The sequence below is a fragment of the Microbacterium sp. HJ5 genome (assembly GCF_054824025.1).
The window spans coordinates 22,231-39,190 of the sequence record NZ_JSYE01000009.1; the positions used below are offsets into that span (position 1 = coordinate 22,231).

Sequence of the window (16,960 nt, forward strand, 5' to 3'; positions counted from 1 at the left end):
ATGGCCAGTCAGGACTGGTTCGACAAGGACTTCTACGCGACCCTCGGCGTGTCGAAGGACGTCAGCGACGCCGATCTCAAGAAGACGTATCGCAAGCTCGCCCGCAAGTACCACCCCGATTCCAATCAGGGCGACGCGAAGGCCGAGGCGAAGTTCAAAGAGGTCAGCGAGGCGTATTCGGTGCTCTCCGACGCCGAGCAGCGCAAGGAGTACGACCAGATCCGGGCGATGGGCTCCGGCGCCCGCTTCACGGCGGGCGGTCAGGGCGGCAACGGCGGGTTCGAAGACGTCTTCAGCATGTTCAACCAGAGTCGCGGCGGCAGCCGCTACCAGGCTGAGGACTTCGACGACATCTTCTCGATGTTCAACCAACAGCAGGGCGGCGGCTTCGGCACCGGCCGGTTCGGCCAGTCGACCGGCGGCTACCGCGGCTACGGCGGTCCGACGCGGGGTGCCGATGTCACCGCGCGGACGACCATCGACTTCCTCACTGCGACCAAGGGCGAGACCATCACGCTCCAGGGCGAGGACGGGAAGCCGTTCAAGGTGAAGATCCCCGCGGGCGTCTCCGACGGGCAGAAGATCCGGCTGCGCGGCCGCGGCCGTCCGTCGCCCGACGGCGGCGAGGCCGGCGACATCGTCGTGCAGGTCGCGGTGCGTCCCCACCCGGTCTTCACGCGCGACGGCCTGAACCTGCGGGTGACGATCCCGGTGACGTTCACCGAGGCGGCGCTGGGAGCGACCATCGAGGTGCCGACGCTCGGCGGCGACCCGGTCAAGCTCCGCGTCGCCCCCGGCACACCGTCCGGCCGCGTGCTGCGGGTCAAGGGCCGGGGGGTGGAGACCGCGAAGGGCGTCGGCGACCTCCTCGCCGAGGTGCAGGTCGCCGTGCCGTCGCACCTCGACGACGCGGCGCGCGAGGCCCTCGAGCGCTATCACGAGCTCGAGCCGAAGGAGAACCCGCGCTCCGACCTCATGGCGAAGGCGCGCGGCTGAGAGGATAGGGCGCGAGGAGGGTGATCCGGATGGGCGAGCAGCACGACATCGACGACGACGCGCCGATCTTCGCGATCGCCGTGGCCGCCGAGCTGTCGGGCATGCATCCCCAGACCCTCCGTCAGTACGACCGGCTCGGTCTGGTCGTGCCCGCCCGCACCCCGGGCGGCTCCCGCCGCTACTCGCTGCGCCACGTCGCCCAGCTCCGCGAGGTGGCGCGCATGTCGTCCGACGGCATCGGCCTCCCCGCGATCGCGCGCATCCTCGAGCTCGAAGACCGCGTGCGCGAGCTGCACGGCCGGGTGCGCGACCTCGAGGAGCGCGTGCGCACCGAGCTGGAGCGCCGGCCGGGCGCCCGCGTCTTCGCCGCCGGCGCGACGGGCTCCGTCGTGACCCTCCGCTCGGGCACGCGGGTGCGCCGGGCGACCGAGCTCGTGGTGTGGCGTCCGCGTCATCAGCTCGAGCGCGGCGACGAGGGGCCGGATGCCCCGCCCAGCCGTCCCGGCAACGGCTGAGCCGCGGCATCCCACTCCCCGGACTCACAGCCCGGGCGCGCGCGGTCCCCAGGTCAGGACGCGTCGACCCCGCGATGCGTGCGGAACAGCTCCCAGTCCGCGCGGGAGAGGTCGGCATAGGCGTACGACCACTCCAGGATCGCCTCGCCGGCGACCCGCCCGCCGCCGACGTAGCCGGCGACCACCGAGGCGTTCGGCGACTGCCCGTGGGCGCGTGCGAGGGTCGTGGCACAGGCATCCGCGTACCAGCCGAAGGCGGAGTCCTCGAGCGTGTCGACGTCGAACCCGCCCTTCTTGTCGTGGAACTGCCGCACGTAGAACGAACGCACCGGGCCGTCGACGGACGGACCCGTGAGGTGCCCGAGGAACGGATCGGACACGGCCTGCAGGATGCGCTGCATCGCGACGACGCGGCCGCCCTCACCGCTGCGCTCGATGAACCGGCCCACCGCCTCGGGCTGTTGGACCTGACCGTACTCGATCAGCACGCTCTGGGCGGCCTCCTTGGCCTGCAGGATCAGCGCGTTCCCGTCGCCGTCGGCCATCGACACGAGGTAGCAGCGGGTGCCGACGCTGCCGACGCCCACGACGCGCCGTGCGATGTCGGTCACGTGGTACTTCTGCAGCAGGACGCGGATGTCGATGTTGGCCGACTGCTGGTACTCGCCCACGAACTCGTTGATGCGCAGCTCGATGCGCGGGTCGACGTGCGTCATCGTGGGCGGCTGCTCGATGAACACGAGGCGACCGTTCTCGTCGACGTGCGTCAGCTTGCGCACAGCCCGCACAGCGGTGCGCTTCTCGGCGTCCTTCACGGCCTTGCGCAGCGCCTCCTGCGACTCGGGGTCGACGGAGTCCGAGCCGGCGTCGGCGTCGAAGTGGTCGTAGTAGCGCTTGAGAGGACTGCGCTTGGCGCCGCTGCCCAGGGCCCGCGCGTACGTGCGGACCGCGCCGAGCGCGGCATCCCTCACCACCCCCTCGTCGCGCGAGGTCGACTGACCGGCGATGACGATGCTGGTCACGAGACGTTTGACGTCCCACTCCCACGGCGCCCACGCCGACTCGTCGAAGTCGTTGAGGTCGAACACGAGCGTGCGCTGCGGTGAGGCGAACAGGCCGAAGTTCGACACGTGCGCGTCGCCGCACGACCCGACCGTCAGGCCGCTGCTCGGCGAGCGCGCGAGGTCGGCGGCCATGAGCGCGGCCGTGCCCCGGTAGAACGCGAACGCGCTCTCGGCCATCCGCTGCGTGCGGATCGGCACGAGCTCGGGCACGCGCGTCGAATCCTGCCGGTCGAGGATGCCCATCGGGTCGCGCTCACCGTCGGGGAGGACGGCGAGGGACTCGCGCGGAGCCGACTCGCGCGCTGCGCGGCCCTCCGCGAGGTGGTCCTGAAGGGTGGGCGGAGCCGACCAGGTCTCCGCCAGCGGTCGCGCATCTGTCGCTGACATGTGGACAGTGTGGCATCGCGCGGCGGCGCGCGGGGGTGAGTTCGAGGATGAAATCCGGCGCGGCCGACCGCCCGCTGGATACCCTGGCCGCGTGACCCGCGCCGCAGCCCCGCCCCCGCCCCCGGCGCTGTCGCCGAGCCTCCGCACGCTGATCGGCCTGGCCGCCGCCGCGGTGGTCCTCGCCGGGGTCTACTTCGCGCGCGAGATCGTCGGCCCGCTCGCCCTGGCGATCGTGCTCGTGGTGATCTGCGAGCCGGTCCGGCGGCCGCTCGAGCGGCGCGGCTGGCCGCGCTGGACGGGGACGACGGCGGTCATCGTCGTCGCCTACCTCGTGCTGGTCGTCATGGGGGCGCTGCTATGGCTCGCCGGGAGGCAGTTCGCGGCGCTGGTGGGCGAGTTCGCCGACCAGCTGCAGGCGAGCGTGCAGAGCGTGCTCTCGTGGCTCCAGTCCGCGGGCCTCGACGACCAGGCGGCGGATGCTGCGGCCTCCGTCCTCGATCCCGAGACGCTCGTGGGGCTCGCCTCGAGCCTCGGCGGCACCGTCCTGGGCATCGCGACGGCCCTCTTCTTCGTCTTCGCGTACATCATCTTCATGGCCGCCGACGCGGCGCGCTACCGCGACGCCCGCCGCGTCTTCGGGGCTGCGAAGGCGCCCGTGCTCGCGCGCATCCGCCACCTCAACTCGGGGGTGCGGCGCTACTACGTCGTCAACGCGAGCTTCGGTGCGATCGTCGCGATCATCGACGGTTTCGCGCTGCTGTGGCTCGGTGTTCCCGCTCCGCTGGTGTGGGCGATCCTCGCCTTCGTCACGAACTTCATCCCCAACATCGGCTTCGTGCTCGGACTGGTGCCCCCGGCTGTGCTGGCCTTCGTGGTGGGCGGCTGGCCGCTCCTGCTCGCGGTCATCGCGATCTACTGCGTCGTCAACGTCGTGCTGCAGGTGCTCGTGCAGCCGAAGTTCGTCAGCGACGCCGTCGACTTGAGCCTCACGCTGAGCTTCTTCTCGGTCATCTTCTGGACGTTCATCATCGGTCCGCTCGGGGCGATCCTGTCGATTCCGCTGACGCTGTTCGTGCGGACGCTGGTGCTCGAGGGCGATCCCGGCGGGCACTGGCTGCGCTGGCTGTCCGGCGACCGCACCGCCGTCCCGCCACGCGACCCCGATCCCTCGCCGAACCACACACGGAGGTAGCGCCATGGCCCAGACCCCCCTCGCCGAACCCGAGACCCGCCGCGGCCGCGCGGCATCCCGTCTCGTCGACACCTCGAGCGAACGGTCGCTCGAGTCGCTCGCGCTCGGCATCGGCGCCATCGCGTTCGTCGTCGCCGCGGTCGTCGCGGCGTTCGCCTTCCGTCTCGAGGCCGCGCCGATCGCCGGACCGGACTCGGTCGGCCAGTTCGCCGCGATCGCGTCGGCGGTCGCTGCTTTCCTCGCCGTGCTCGCGGGGCGCTGGCTGCTGCACGAGAGGGGGCCGCACGGGCGCCTCGGCGCGCTCGACTACTTCGACATCATCGCGCTCGCGATCGCGCACGCCGTGATCGCGCTCCTCGGCTGGACCCTTCTCGCGGTGATCCTCGAGCAGGCGTTCATCGGCGCAGAGGTGTTCGCGCTGCCGGTGCTCATCCTCGCCGGCGCCACGGCGGCGATGAGCGCGTACCTCGCCTTCTTCTCGGCCACGCACATGGATCTGCAGCTGCTCGCCTCGGTGCTCGCGGTCTTCCTCGTGCTCGGCGTGCTGGCGAGCATGCTCACCGCGAGCGACCCGACGTGGTGGAAGGACAACCTGAGCGCCCTCGGCATGACGACGAACGTGTCCGCCCTCGCCTTCAACCTCACGCTGATCGTGGCCGGGTTCCTGGTGACCACGCTCGCCCGCTACGCCACCCGGGGGATCCCGACCGACAACCCCGTCGGCGTCGGGCGCGTGCGGGTGTGCCTCATCGTCGTCGGCGTCTTCCTGGCGCTCGTGGGCCTGTTCCCCGTCAACCTCTTCTTCGGCATCCACACCGGCGTCGCCTCGGGCATGGTCGTCGCGTACGGCGTGCTCGTCATCGGCCTGCCGAGATGGATCACCGGGATGCCGCGTCCCTTCGTCCTCCTCGGATGGCTGTTCCTCGCCGTGACGCTCGTGCTCGCCGTGTTCTTCGCGATCGGCTACTACACCCTGACGGCGGTGGAGCTCGTCGCGGGCATCCTCGTCTTCACGTGGATCGTGCTGTTCATCCGCAACGCCGCAGCCCTAGAGCAGGACTCCCGCGCCGCCTGATCCGCGTGCCCTCGCCGGACTCGCCGCCGACGTGCGGGATGATTCGGCTGTGGACGAGAAGACGTGGCATCGCCGGACGCAGGTGCCGCTCATGCTGGCGTCCCTCGCCTACCTGGTGGCGTACTCGTGGCGCGTGATCGGCGGCCTCGAGGGCGCGGCCCACGTCGTCATGACGATGATCATCCTCGGCACGTGGGCGCTGTTCATCATCGACTACCTCGTGCGGCTCTTCCTCGCGAAGAACCGGGCGCGGTGGTTCCGCACGCACCTCGGCACGCTCGCGATCGCGCTCATCCCCGTGTTCCGCCTCGTGCTCCTGCTGCAGGCCCTCACCCGTGTGCCGGGGATGCGCCCGTCCGCGGGCATGCGGCTGCGCACCCAGATCATGGTCTACGGCGCCGGTGCCGGGGTCCTGCTCATCTACATCGCCTCGCTCGCCGTGCTCGAGGCGGAGCGCCTGTCGACGGAGGCGAACATCACCACCTTCGGCGAGGCCGTGTGGTGGTCGTGCGTGACGATCACGACGACGGGGTATGGGGACTACTTCCCGGTGACGATACCCGGGCGCCTCGTCGGCATCGGCGTGATGTTCAGCGGGGTGGCGCTCGCGGGCATCATCACGGCCACCCTCGCCTCGTGGATCCTCGAACGGGCGACCCGCAACCACGACGACGCCGAGCCTGCGACGCGTGGTCAGATGCGCCAGCTCCTCGAGAAGATGGACGCCCTCGGCCCTCGCAGCGGCGAAGGCGATCAGACCGGAAGCTGACGGCCGTCGGGGTCGGAGGGCGTCCGCGACGACGAAGGCCGCACCCTCGCGGATGCGGCCTTCGTGCGTCGGCGATCAGGACAGGAGCTTGGCCTTCGCGGCCGCGAACTCCTCGTCCGACAGGATGCCCTGCGCGTGCAGGTTCGACAGCTGGGTGAGCTGCGCCATCATGTCGGAGCCACCGCCCGCGGGTGCGGGGGCCGCGGCCGGGGCCGCTGCCTGGGCGTTGGCGACGGCCTGGGCGGCGGCGGCGTCCATGGCCGCCTGCTGCTGCTGGGCCTCGTACGCCTGTGCCTCGTACTGCTGGTTGGCCTTGTTCTGCTGGTGTCGGGCGACGCCCCCCGAGACTGCCGTCGCGGTGCCCGCGACGACGGCTGTGCGTGCCGCCATTCCGATGAGGCCGGGACGGCCCACTCTGCGCATCATGTCGGTCTCCTTCAGCCGGCGTTCTCGGACAGGAACGCGTTGACGATCGGCGCGGGGATGCCCTCGCGCGCGATGACGGCGCCGCCGGCGTCGTACAGGGCCGAGGCGAACGCCTTGGCCCACAGCAGCTCGACGACGAGGATCGCGGCGGAGGCCCCCGGGGGAACCTGCTCCGCGAGTGCCTCGATGTCTTCGAGACCTGCCAGCCCCGCAAGGTCGAGCGCCGGCACCCCGCCGTCGTCGGTGGTGTCGGAGAGCTCGACGACCGTGAGCTCGCCCTCGGGCGAGCGGGTCGCGTACACGAGGTCGAGGACGTTCACGGTGCCGGCGGCGACGAGGTCGTCGATCGCCTGCAGCACGCCCGGACCCGGCTTGTCACCGTCGAAGCCGATCGCGTAGAACTCGATCGGGCCGTAGTCGAATGTCGTCATGAGGTCATCCTCCTCTGCGGGGCGTCAGCCCGCGAGTGCCTTCGCCTTGAGGGAGTCGAACTCGGCCTGCGAGATCGCGCCCGAGTCGAGGAGCGACTTCGCCTTAGCGATGTCGTCGGTGGCGCTGCCGGTGCCGGCCGTCGCCCGGATGTAGGCGTCCTGCTGCGTCCGCAGCTCCTGAGCCTGCTCGATGGCGCGCTTCTGCATGCCCGGCCCGCGCGCGATCAGGTAGATCAGCGCCGTGAGGAACGGCACGAAGATCAGGAAGATGATCCACAGAGCCTTGCCCCAGCCGTTGAGCGTGTGGTCGCGGAAGATGTCGCCGATGATCGAGAACAGGACCATGAGGTACGCCACGAACACGAAGACCCAGAAGAACCAGGCGACCAAACTCCAGAGATCCATTGTTTCCAGCCAATCGTCGCGGGCGGACCGAACGCCCGCCACACTCGAAAACTACGAGGGCGGGAGGGGGAGCGACGTCACCCCGTGAGGGTGAATATCAGCGGCCTCCCTGGGGGACGGGGTTGACCGACACGACGTCGATGCCGAGCTCCTCGAACAGGTCGAGCAGCCCGAGCAGACGAGCCTGGTCGGGGATCGGGCCCTCGACGCTCGTGCACCCGTCGTCCGTCTCGCGCAGCGCGAAGCCGTCGAGAGCGGCGACCAGCGCAGGACCGAGGCGCCCTCGAACGAGGATGCGCACGACCTGGGCGTCCTTCATGGGTCCTCCCGGCGAGGGCGGCGTGCACGGGTGGCCTCCCGGTGAACGTTGCAAGACATTGTGACGGTCGCATACTCGCATCGACGTCACCCCTGTGGGATGATTCCCCCGAGCTCACACCCACTCGCCAGGGAGGCTCGGGGTCTTGTCTGATTCACGTCGTATTCCGTCGCATGCAGTAGATCGACCATCGCTGCGACGGCAGCTCGACGCCGGCGTCTCATCGCCGCTGTCGCTCGTCGTCGCGCCCGCGGGCGCAGGCAAGACGGTGCTGCTGTCGCAGTGGGCGCAGTCGCGCGACGACATCGCGGTCGCCTGGTTCGACATCACGTCGGCCGACGATGCGCCCGCCGCCTTCGCCGCGCGCCTGGTCGCCGGCCTCACCGCCGCGGTGCCCGGACTGCAGCCGTCGAGCGCACCGCTCGAAGCGTCGGAGGGCCGCCTCGGCGAAGCGTTCCTCGAGGACCTCGCCGCCAGCCTCGCCGACGCCGGGACGGTCGTGATGGTCTTCGACGATCTCGACCGCATCTCGGGCAGCTCGATCCTGACCGACCTGTGGCGCCTCGTCGACCTCCTGCCCGGCAACGCCCACGCGGTCTTCTCGTCGCGCGTCGACCTCCAGCTCGGCTGGAGCCGGCACCGGCTCGAGCACGGCCTGGTCGAGATCCGCCAGCGCGAGCTCGCCTTCGACGACTCGACGACCGCCCGCGTGATCGAGCGCATCGCCGGCAAGCCGGTCACCGAGCACGCGGTCGCGGCCGTGACCGCCCGCACGGAGGGGTGGGCGGTCGGCGTGCAGCTCACGGCCCTCAGCCTCCGCTTCGCCGACGACCCGGAGCGCGTCGTCGACGAGCTGACGGGCACGGACCGCCTCGTGGTCGACTACCTCAGCGAGGAGGTCTTCGACGCCCTCGACCCGGCCCGCCGGACGGCCCTCATGCACCTGGCCGTGCTCGACGAGGCCTGCGCCGGACTGGTCGAGGCCGTCGCCGACGTCGACGGCGCCACGTTCCTGGCCGAGCTCGAGCGCGACTCGATGTTCATCGTCGCCGTGCCCGAGAGGGCCGGCTGGTACAGGTTCCACCGGCTCTTCCGCGACCTGCTTCTGTATCGCCTGCGCGCGGCGGATCCCCGCGCCGAGGCGCACCTGCTCGAGCTCGCGGCGGACTGGCATCTCGAGGAGCACGACCTGGAGACAGCCCTCGAGTACCTCCTGCGCGCGCGGCGCTGGGACCGGGTGCTCGAGCGCGTGCTCATGAGCGGCCGGGAGGTGTTCGAGCAGGGCCGGGCCGCCACGGTCGCCCGCTGGATCGGCCGCGTACCTCCTGAGGTGCGGGCGTCCAACGTCGACGCCCAGCTCCTGCTGGCGATCGCCGAGGGCATGAGCGGACGCGGTCTCATCGCCGTCGACGCCATCCACTCCCTGCTCGCGAGCCGCGACATCTCGATCGGCCAGCGCCAGATCGCGCTCGCGTACCTCGCCGCCTGCGTGCAGTTCCACCCTCACCCCGAGCCCTTCCAGCGGGCGGCGGTCGAAGCGCTCACGCTCTTGCACGACCACCCCGATGCTGAGCTGCCGGACCTGCTCGGTCTCACCAGCCGCCCTTTCCTCGAGTTCATCTCGCGGGGATCGCTCGGGCGGGCGCATCTGTTCCTCGGCGAGCTCGTCGAGGCGCGCGAGCACCTGTCCGCCGCGTGGGAGATGCCGGGGTTCGCCTACACCCCGTACCGTATCCATCTGCTCGGCAGCCTCGCGCTGGTGGAGGCGATCGACGGCCGGCTCGGTGACGCCGCCGACCATGCCGACGAGGCGCTGCAGACCGCGCGCAGCGGAGGCCTGCTCGCCCACCCGGCGCCGGCGGACGCGTATCTCGCCCGGGCGATCCTGGCGATCCAACGGGGTGAGCCCGACGTCGGGGCGCTCGCGCTGGAGGAGGGGCTCGTGCGGGCGTCGTCCAACCAGCGGACGCAGCTGATGTGGATCGGCCACGCGATCTCGATGCTCATCGACCCCGACGGTGAGCAGGCCGTCGGCACCGAGCCTCCGGGCCCGCCCCCGCCCATGGTGCGCCAGTGGCTCATCAACATCGCGATGCGCCGCGCCCGGCTGCGCGGGGTGGTGACGGCGCCGCCCGCCCCGGCGTCGAGCTGGTCGCCCGTCGCGTTCGAAGAGGTCGCCGGCCTCCTCGCGGATGGGCAGACGTCGGCCGCCCATGCGCGCATCGGCCGGCTGCGGTTCGAGCCCGACCCGCTCGCCCCCCTCGCGACGATCGAGTTCACGATGCTCACCGGGTGGCTGTGCGCCCAGGAGGGTCGCCGTCAGCAGGCACGCGAGCATCTCGAGGGTGCGCTCGCCCTCGCCTCGCAGGAGTGGAATGCCGATCCGTTCCTGCGTGCGGGCCCGGTGGTGATCGACCTGATCGAGGAGCTCACCGGCGGCCGCACCGAGTTCGCGCGATTCGTCCTCGCGCGCGCCCGTGCGGCGGGCGTGCGGCGCGACCGCAAGCTGCTCGACGAGCTGACGCCGCGTGAGCTCGAGCTGCTCGCGTTCCTGCCGAGCCGCCTGACGATCGCCGACATCGCCGCCCGGTGCTTCGTGTCGACGAACACGGTCAAGACGCACCTCGGGCACATCTACCGCAAGCTGGGGGTATCGGGTCGGGATGCCGCGATCGAGCACGCGCTCGAGCTCGGCCTGCTCGATCCCCACGAGATCGCCCGCGTGGGGTGACGTAGACGTCGTCCCCGCGCCGCCATCATGGCCGCATGGACGATGCTGCCCCGCAGGACGACGCGCCTCCGGCGGACGACCTTGTGCATCCCGACCGGCCCCGCCGGTTCACCGGCGTGCTGGCCGCCCTCGACCGGCCGCTCGCCCTCGGCTTCATCACCACGCTGGGCGTGCTGGGGGCGTTGCTGCTCGGCAGCGCGCTCAGCTCGATCTCGACGATCCTCGTCTACATCGTGCTCTCGATGTTCCTGGCGGTCGCCCTCGATCCGATCGTCCGGCGCCTCGAGCGCCGGCGGGTCAAGCGCGGCGGCGCGATCGCGATCGTCTTCGGCGGCTTCGCACTCCTCTTCGTGGCATTCCTCGTGTGGGTGCTGCCGCCGGTGATCGCGCAGATCGCCGAGTTCGTCGACGCGATCCCCGAGACGATCGCCGGCATCCCGCAGACGGAGTGGTTCGCGACGCTGGGCGCCGACACCCAGGCGGCCATCGTCGTCGGCCTGGGGCAGCTCGCCGACTGGATCTCGAGCCCGGCGACCATCGCGGCTCTCGGCGGCGGCGTCCTCGCGGTGGGCGTGGCGTTCATCGGCGGAATCTCGGCGTCGTTCATCGTCGTGGCGCTGACCCTTTACTTCCTCGCGTCGCTCTCATCGATCAAGGGCGCGTTCTACGCGCTGGCGCCGGCGCGCAACCGCGTGCGGCTCGCCGACCTCACAGAGCGCATCACCGACTCGGTGGGCAGCGCTCTCATCGGCTCGGTCATCCTCGCGGCGATGAACGCCGGCGTCGTCTTCGTGCTCCACCTCGTCATCCGCCTGCCGTTCCCGGCGCTCATGGCGGTGATCGCGTTCGTCGTCACCCTCATCCCGCTGTTCGGGTCGGTGATCTTCCTCGTCATCGGCACGGGCGTGGCGCTCTTCACGAGCCCGACGCAGGCGGTCATCTTCGCCGTCGCGTACCTCGTCTACATCCAGCTCGAGTCGTACGTCGTGAGCCCTCGCGTCATGAACCGCGCCATCTCGATACCAGCGGCGCTCGTGCTCATCGGCGCGATGGTCGGCGGCGCGCTCATGGGCGTGATCGGGGTCCTCGTGGCGCTGCCGGTGATGGCGTCGATCCTGCTCATCATCCGCGAGGTGGTCGTGCCGAAGCAGGACCTGAAGCTCTGACGCGTCACAGGTCGCGCGCGCACCGGAACCCGATGTGCGACATGCCGGTGTCCTCCGCCTGCGGAGAGCGCGCCGCGGGACGGAAGCGCAGGCAGTAGTCGGGCGAGCACAGATGCGAACCGCCCTTCAGCACGCGCCGCGGCGTGGCGAAGCCCTCCTGCGCGCTCGCCGTGGCGAGCAGGTTCCGCCGGCGGCCGGGGTCGACGGGCCGGTCGGACAGCCGCAGGTGCCGTGGGGTCCAGTAGTCCGTCGTCCACTCCCACACGTTGCCGGTCATGTCGTACAGGCCATAGCCGTTCGCCGGATAGGAGCCGACGGGCGCGGCATCCCCCACCCCTTCGTTCCGGTACGGGAACCTGCCGAGCCACGAGTTCGCCATCACCTCGCCGCCGGGCTGCGGATCGTCGCCCCACGCGAACCGGGCGCCGTCGAGCCCGCCGCGGGCGGCGTACTCGTGCTCGGCCTCGGTCGGCAGCCTCTTGCCCGCCCACGCCGCGTACGTCGACGCGTCCTCGAAGGCGACATGCACGACCGGATGCCGCATCCGGTCGTCGATCGACGAGTCGGGCCCGAGCGGCCGTCGCCAGTGCGCGCCCGGTTCCCACCGCCACCAGTTCCGCCAGTCGCCGAGGTCGACGGGTCCGTTCGTCGGGGTGAACACCATCGCACCGGGAACGAGGTCGGCGGAGTCGGCGCCGGGGAAGTCGGCTGGGTCGAGCTCGCGCTCCGCGACCGTCACGTAGCCGGTGTCGTCGACGAATGCCGCGAACTCCTCGTTCGTGACGGCGTGGCTGTCCATGAGGAACGACTCCACCGCGCGCTCGTGGACCGGGGTCTCGTCCGGATAGAACTCGTCCGAGCCCATGCGGAACGAGCCGCCCTCGATCAGGACCAGGTCGGCCATGCGCTCAGTTCAGCGCGGACGTGAGTCGCGCGAGGCCGTCGAGGAACGTCGCCTTGCCCGGCTGATCGCGCCACTCCTGCAGCGTGAGCTCGCGCCCGGCGTCGCGGTAGGCCTGCTCGACCTCGCGCATGCCGTCGACGAAGGACTTCCCGCGCACCATGAGCGAGACCTCCATGTTGAGGCTGAACGAGCGGATGTCCATGTTGCTCGAGCCGATCACCGCGATGTCGTCGTCGATCGAGAAGTGCTTGGAGTGCAGGATGTACGGCGCGGGGTAGAGATAGATCTTCACGCCCGCCTCGAGCAGCGCCGTGTAGTACGACCGCTGCGCGTGGTAGACGAGACCCTGGTCGCCGATCTCCGAGACGAACAGCTGCACCTCGAGGCCGCGCTGGCACGCGGTGGTGATCGCGTAGACCATCGCCTCGTCGGGCACGAAGTACGGGCTCGTCAGGATGACCTTCTCGGTCGCACCGTAGATCAGCGACAGGAACAGGCGCAGGTTGTTCTCGGTGTCGTAGCCCGGGCCGCTCGGCACCACCTGGCACAGCAGCGCGTCGGGCGAGGTCGAGCGCTCGAGCTCCATCGGCGCGACGTGCTCCGACGCCGAGAGGTCCTGGCCCGTCTCGATCAGCCAGTCCGACAGGAACACCGCGTTGACCGCCGAGACCACGGGCCCGGTCAGGCGGGTCATGAGCTCCTGCCACTTGAGGCCCCGCTTGATGTTCTTGGGGGAGTCGTACGTGCGGTCGATGAGGTTCTGCGAGCCCATGAACCCCACCCGGCCGTCGACGACGACGATCTTGCGGTGGTTGCGCAGGTCGGGACGCTGATACTTGCCCTTGAGGGGCATGACCGGCAGCATCCACGCCCACTCCACGCCGATGCGGTCGAGCTCGGCGAGCGTCGCCTTGCAGTTGCCCAGCCGGCGCGTGGCGACGTAGTCGGCCAGGAGCCGCACGCTGACGCCCCGCTGGACCGCGCGCTCCATCGCGGCGAAGAACTCGCGGGTCGTGTCGTCCCACGCCACGATGAAGAACTCCACGTGCACGAACGACGTGGCCGTGTCGATCTCGGCGGCCATCGCGTCGATCGAGCCCTGATAGTCGGGGAGGAGGGATGCCTCGTTCCCCGCGGTCGCGGGAAGGGCGGTGAGCAGCTCGTTCTGCTGCACCACGCGCTGGAACCAGCGTGGCCAGTCGGGCTCCTCGGTGCGGAGCCCCTTCTCGTCGACGGCGCCGCGGATCATGCCGTCGATGCGCGCCTGCTCGTCGCGCCGCGCCTTCGGCAGGCGGAAGCTGCCGATCAGCAGGAACAGCAGCATGCCGATGAACGGCAGCAGGAAGATGAGGAGCAGCCAGGCCATCGCCGCGGTGGGCTTGCGACCGCGCGGGATGACGATGAGCGCGATGATGTCGATCGCGAACACGAGCGCCAGGGCGATCGGCCACAGGGCGGTCTGGTCGAGGAACGTGGTGCCCACGGGTCTCCTTCAGGCGGGGGTGACGCGATTGATCGACACGACCTCGATGTTGAGGTCGTCGAACACGGAGAGCAGGGCGCGCAACTCGGCCTGATCGCAGACGGTGCCGGTGACGCTCGAGGTGCCGTCCTCCCGCTCGGCCACATCGTAGCCATCGAGCGCCGCGAGCAGCGTCGGGCCGAGGTGCCCCGTGATGACGACTTCGACGAGGTGAGCGGACATGGCCCTCTTTCCGGCACGATGGCGAAACGGACACTGCCAGGGTGGGGGACGCCCCGGCCCGCCGTCGTCACCCGCGGGGGACGATTCGCTCAGCCGAGGTCGTTCACCCGGTCGCGCCACTCGAGGAGCGGCACCAGCGGAGACAGGTCGTAGTCGGGTCCGTCGATCGCGGGGATGATGAGACGGAACCCGAGCTCGTACAGGCGCGCCGGCGCGTCGGTCTCGAGCAGGGGCCCGAATCCGCGGATCGTGTAGCCCGTCGACAGCTCGATCTCTGACGGGTCGCGGTCCTCTTCCGCGCACCACTCGTGCAGCACGCCGATCTTGCGGGGCATGTCGTCGAGCCGGGTGAACGTGTGCCAGATGTCGGCGTGCCGGGCGACGAGCCGCAGCGTCTTGCGCTCGCCCTGCCCGCCGATGAGGATCGGGATCCGGCGCGTGGGCGCGGGGTTCAGGCGGTCCCACCGCGAGCGGATGCGGGGGAGGTCGGCGGCGAGGTCGTCGAGGCGTGATCCGACCGTGCCGAACTCGTACCCGTACTCGGCGTAGTCGGGCTCGGCCCACCCCGAGCCGGTGCCGAAGATGAGCCGCCCCGTGCCGGTGGCTCCGGCGCTGATGTGGTCGACCGTCCGGGCCATGTCGGCCTGCAGGTCGGGATTGCGGTAGGAGCTGCAGTTGACGAGCGGACCGAACTCGACGCGCTCGGTCTGCTCGGCCATCGCGGCGAGCACCGTCCACGCCTCGAAGTGCTCGGCCTCGAACGGCGTGGTCAGCGGGAAGAAGTGGTCCCAGTTGAAGATGACGTCCACACCGAGGTCCTCGGCGCGGAGCACGGCGTCGCGATAGGCGGCGTAGCCCGCGTGCTGCGGCGCGAGCTGCACGCCGATCCGTACGGGGCGGTGGGCGGCGGGATGCCTCGTCTCGGTCACTCTCGGCTCCTTCAGCTCTTCGGCTCGATGCGCAGTACCGAGGGCGACTCGCCCACGGCGAGGTCGTCGACGATGCGGACGGTGCGGGCGAGGTCGTCGACCGATCCGACCACCGTGCCGAAGCGCTCCTTGTCGGAGCACACCGCCGTGACGGTCACGAAGTGTGTGCCCGTGTCCCACGTGTAGGTCGCGAACGGAGGAGTGCGGGGATCGGAGGGGAGCGCCATCTCGAGCTTCTCGCCCACGCCGAGGTAGGCGCTGCGGAACGACTCGGTGTCGTCGTACTCCATGGGCATCATGGCGCGCGCGGTGCGCAGCTGCGCCGTCGCCTCCTGCACCTGGGCCATGACCACGACGAGTTCGGCGTCGGCCTTCCACACCCACACGAGCACGCGGCCGTTCGCGCGTCGCATGAGGAAGGGGGCGGCCTGGCTCATCGCCCACGCCGCGACGCCGCTGCCCGGGCGCTCGGCGGCGCCCATCGCGGTGTTCGCCTGCGACAGCAGCATCCGGATCGCCGCCTTGCGGTGGCGGCGTCCTCTGAAGCCGAGGGACTCGGTCACCGGCACCCAGAGGTTCGGATCGGCATCGGCCTGGAGTCGGGGCATGGTTCCAGCGTAAGGGGCGTTCGGAAGGCCCTCGGGTACAGTGGAGAACGCGCGATCACCCCCATGTCCGCCGCGCTCCCCGCCGCACAGACAGGCCCCCGCATCCCCGTGACCGAGTCCGTGACGCCCGCCCCCGACGACGATTCGCCCGACGATGCCGCGGGCAAGCCGCCGCTGAAGATCCTCATCGGCGCCGACACCTGGCTGCCGCACGTCAACGGCGCGGCGCGCTTCGCCGAGCGGCTCGCCGCCGGTCTGGTCAAGCGCGGTCACGACGTGCACGTCATGGCCCCGAGCGCGACCCATCGGCAGCACGGCACCTTCACCGAGGTGATCGAGGGTGAGCCCATGACGATGCACCGCATTCCGTCGTGGCGGTGGTATCCCCACGACTGGCTGACCTTCGTGATGCCCTTCCGCTCGAAGCACTATGCGCGACGCGTGCTCGACACGGTCAAGCCGGACGTCGTGCACAGCCAGTCGCACATCGTGATCGGGCGCGGCCTCACGCGCGAGGCTCGCAAGCGCGGCATCCCCGTCGTCGCCACGAACCACGTGATGGCCGAGAACGTCCTCGACTTCACCGTGCTCCCCGCGTCGTGGACGCGATACGCGATCAAGCTCGCGTGGGAGGACGCCAAGCGCACCTTCGACATGACCCGCGCGGTCACGACGCCCACGCGCAAGGCCGCCGAGTTCCTCGAGCGCACGATCGAGATCGAGAACGTGATCCCTGTGAGCTGCGGCATCGACGCGGCGAACTACACCGCCGACCTCACGCCGCGCGACGCGCACCGCATGGTCTTCGTCGGACGGCTCACGACCGAGAAGCAGATCGACGTCGTGCTGCGCGCGATGGCCGCCCTCGACCCCGCGCTGAACGTGACGTTCGACATCGTGGGCAAGGGCGACCAGCGCCGCAATCTCGAGGAGCTCACGCGCGAGCTCGGGCTGTCGGACCGCGTCACCTTCCACGGTCACACCACCGACGAGCAGCTCACCGCGTTCCTCACGAACGCGAGCGTGTTCGTGATCGCGTCGATCGCCGAGCTGCAGTCGATCGCGACGATGGAGGCGATGGCGTCCGGGCTGCCGATCGTGGCCGCCGACGCGGTCGCGCTGCCGCACCTCGTGCACGACGGCGAGAACGGGTACCTCTTCACGCCGGGTGACGTCGACGACCTCGCCGCGAAGCTCACGAAGGTGCTCACGCTTCCCCCCGACGAGCGCCTGCGCATGCAGCAGGCGTCCCTCGACGGCGTGAAGGTGCACGACATCCGGCGCACGCTCGACACGTTCGAGGCGCTCTACCGCGACGAACCGCTGCCGGAGTAGCGC

At 70.5% G+C, this 16,960-nt stretch carries 18 protein-coding genes; 8 read left to right on the top strand and 10 right to left on the bottom strand.

The features are described 5' to 3' along the window. Both OB08_RS03865 and OB08_RS03870 read left to right on the top strand, forming a co-directional pair. Positions 1–996: a DnaJ C-terminal domain-containing protein gene (locus OB08_RS03865; RefSeq protein ID WP_461472300.1), complete on the top strand. Its 996-nt coding sequence runs from the start codon at positions 1–3 to the stop codon at positions 994–996. A gap of 29 nt (positions 997–1,025) precedes the next feature. Continuing rightward, complete coding sequence (locus tag OB08_RS03870) at positions 1,026–1,511, top strand: heat shock protein transcriptional repressor HspR (RefSeq protein WP_461472302.1); 486 nt, start codon at positions 1,026–1,028, stop codon at positions 1,509–1,511. Between the two features lie 53 nt (positions 1,512–1,564). On the opposite strand, the gene OB08_RS03875 is transcribed toward OB08_RS03870, so the two are convergent. Beyond that, positions 1,565–2,962 (bottom strand): DUF2252 domain-containing protein, encoded by a 1,398-nt coding sequence (locus OB08_RS03875; RefSeq protein ID WP_461472304.1) that lies wholly within the window; start codon positions 2,960–2,962, stop codon positions 1,565–1,567. Positions 2,963–3,053: 91 nt separating this feature from the next. On the opposite strand from OB08_RS03875, the gene OB08_RS03880 reads away from it, so the two are divergent. The 3 genes from OB08_RS03880 to OB08_RS03890 are packed head-to-tail and all read left to right on the top strand — an operon-like array spanning position 3,054 to position 5,998. Beyond that, the gene (locus OB08_RS03880; RefSeq protein WP_461472306.1) at positions 3,054–4,154 is read left to right on the top strand and encodes an AI-2E family transporter; all 1,101 of its coding nucleotides are present in this window, start codon (positions 3,054–3,056) and stop codon (positions 4,152–4,154) included. Positions 4,155–4,158: 4 nt separating this feature from the next. Continuing rightward, complete coding sequence (locus tag OB08_RS03885) at positions 4,159–5,229, top strand: DUF998 domain-containing protein (RefSeq protein WP_461472308.1); 1,071 nt, start codon at positions 4,159–4,161, stop codon at positions 5,227–5,229. A gap of 49 nt (positions 5,230–5,278) precedes the next feature. Then, positions 5,279–5,998: a potassium channel family protein gene (locus OB08_RS03890; protein WP_461472310.1), complete on the top strand. Its 720-nt coding sequence runs from the start codon at positions 5,279–5,281 to the stop codon at positions 5,996–5,998. A gap of 75 nt (positions 5,999–6,073) precedes the next feature. Here OB08_RS03890 and OB08_RS03895 read toward each other — a convergent pair whose 3' ends face one another. The 4 genes from OB08_RS03895 to OB08_RS03910 form a co-directional block, all read right to left on the bottom strand. Then, entirely contained in the window at positions 6,074–6,424 is a 351-nt protein-coding gene (locus OB08_RS03895; RefSeq protein ID WP_461472312.1) for an SHOCT domain-containing protein, read from the bottom strand. Positions 6,425–6,435: 11 nt separating this feature from the next. Beyond that, complete coding sequence (locus tag OB08_RS03900) at positions 6,436–6,855, bottom strand: DUF6325 family protein (protein WP_461472314.1); 420 nt, start codon at positions 6,853–6,855, stop codon at positions 6,436–6,438. Positions 6,856–6,879: 24 nt separating this feature from the next. Next, positions 6,880–7,260 (bottom strand): SHOCT domain-containing protein, encoded by a 381-nt coding sequence (locus tag OB08_RS03905; RefSeq protein ID WP_461472316.1) that lies wholly within the window; start codon positions 7,258–7,260, stop codon positions 6,880–6,882. A 97-nt stretch (positions 7,261–7,357) separates the two neighbouring features. Next, positions 7,358–7,579: a hypothetical protein gene (locus OB08_RS03910; RefSeq protein WP_461472318.1), complete on the bottom strand. Its 222-nt coding sequence runs from the start codon at positions 7,577–7,579 to the stop codon at positions 7,358–7,360. Positions 7,580–7,724: 145 nt separating this feature from the next. Here OB08_RS03910 and OB08_RS03915 point away from each other — a divergent pair, with 145 nt between their 5' ends. Both OB08_RS03915 and OB08_RS03920 read left to right on the top strand, forming a co-directional pair. Then, positions 7,725–10,310: a LuxR C-terminal-related transcriptional regulator gene (locus OB08_RS03915; protein ID WP_461472320.1), complete on the top strand. Its 2,586-nt coding sequence runs from the start codon at positions 7,725–7,727 to the stop codon at positions 10,308–10,310. A 35-nt stretch (positions 10,311–10,345) separates the two neighbouring features. Next, positions 10,346–11,476, top strand: a complete 1,131-nt coding sequence (locus OB08_RS03920; RefSeq protein WP_461472322.1) for an AI-2E family transporter — start codon at positions 10,346–10,348, stop codon at positions 11,474–11,476. Between the two features lie 4 nt (positions 11,477–11,480). Here the strand turns inward: OB08_RS03920 and OB08_RS03925 are convergent, their stop codons facing one another. From OB08_RS03925 to OB08_RS03945, 5 genes are all read right to left on the bottom strand, one after another. Then, positions 11,481–12,380 carry a formylglycine-generating enzyme family protein gene (locus OB08_RS03925; RefSeq protein WP_461472324.1) on the bottom strand — a complete coding sequence of 300 codons (900 nt, stop codon included), beginning with the start codon at positions 12,378–12,380 and terminating at the stop codon, positions 11,481–11,483. A 4-nt stretch (positions 12,381–12,384) separates the two neighbouring features. Beyond that, positions 12,385–13,863: a cardiolipin synthase gene (cls, locus tag OB08_RS03930; RefSeq protein ID WP_461472326.1), complete on the bottom strand. Its 1,479-nt coding sequence runs from the start codon at positions 13,861–13,863 to the stop codon at positions 12,385–12,387. Between the two features lie 9 nt (positions 13,864–13,872). Next, positions 13,873–14,085 carry a hypothetical protein gene (locus OB08_RS03935; protein ID WP_461472328.1) on the bottom strand — a complete coding sequence of 71 codons (213 nt, stop codon included), beginning with the start codon at positions 14,083–14,085 and terminating at the stop codon, positions 13,873–13,875. A gap of 89 nt (positions 14,086–14,174) precedes the next feature. Next, entirely contained in the window at positions 14,175–15,014 is an 840-nt protein-coding gene (locus OB08_RS03940; protein WP_461472330.1) for an LLM class F420-dependent oxidoreductase, read from the bottom strand. Between the two features lie 11 nt (positions 15,015–15,025). After that, positions 15,026–15,622, bottom strand: coding sequence for a hypothetical protein (locus tag OB08_RS03945; protein WP_461472332.1), 597 nt, complete (start codon positions 15,620–15,622; stop codon positions 15,026–15,028). Positions 15,623–15,685: 63 nt separating this feature from the next. On the opposite strand from OB08_RS03945, the gene OB08_RS03950 reads away from it, so the two are divergent. Continuing rightward, complete coding sequence (locus OB08_RS03950) at positions 15,686–16,957, top strand: glycosyltransferase (protein ID WP_461472335.1); 1,272 nt, start codon at positions 15,686–15,688, stop codon at positions 16,955–16,957. Positions 16,958–16,960 lie beyond the last annotated feature (3 nt).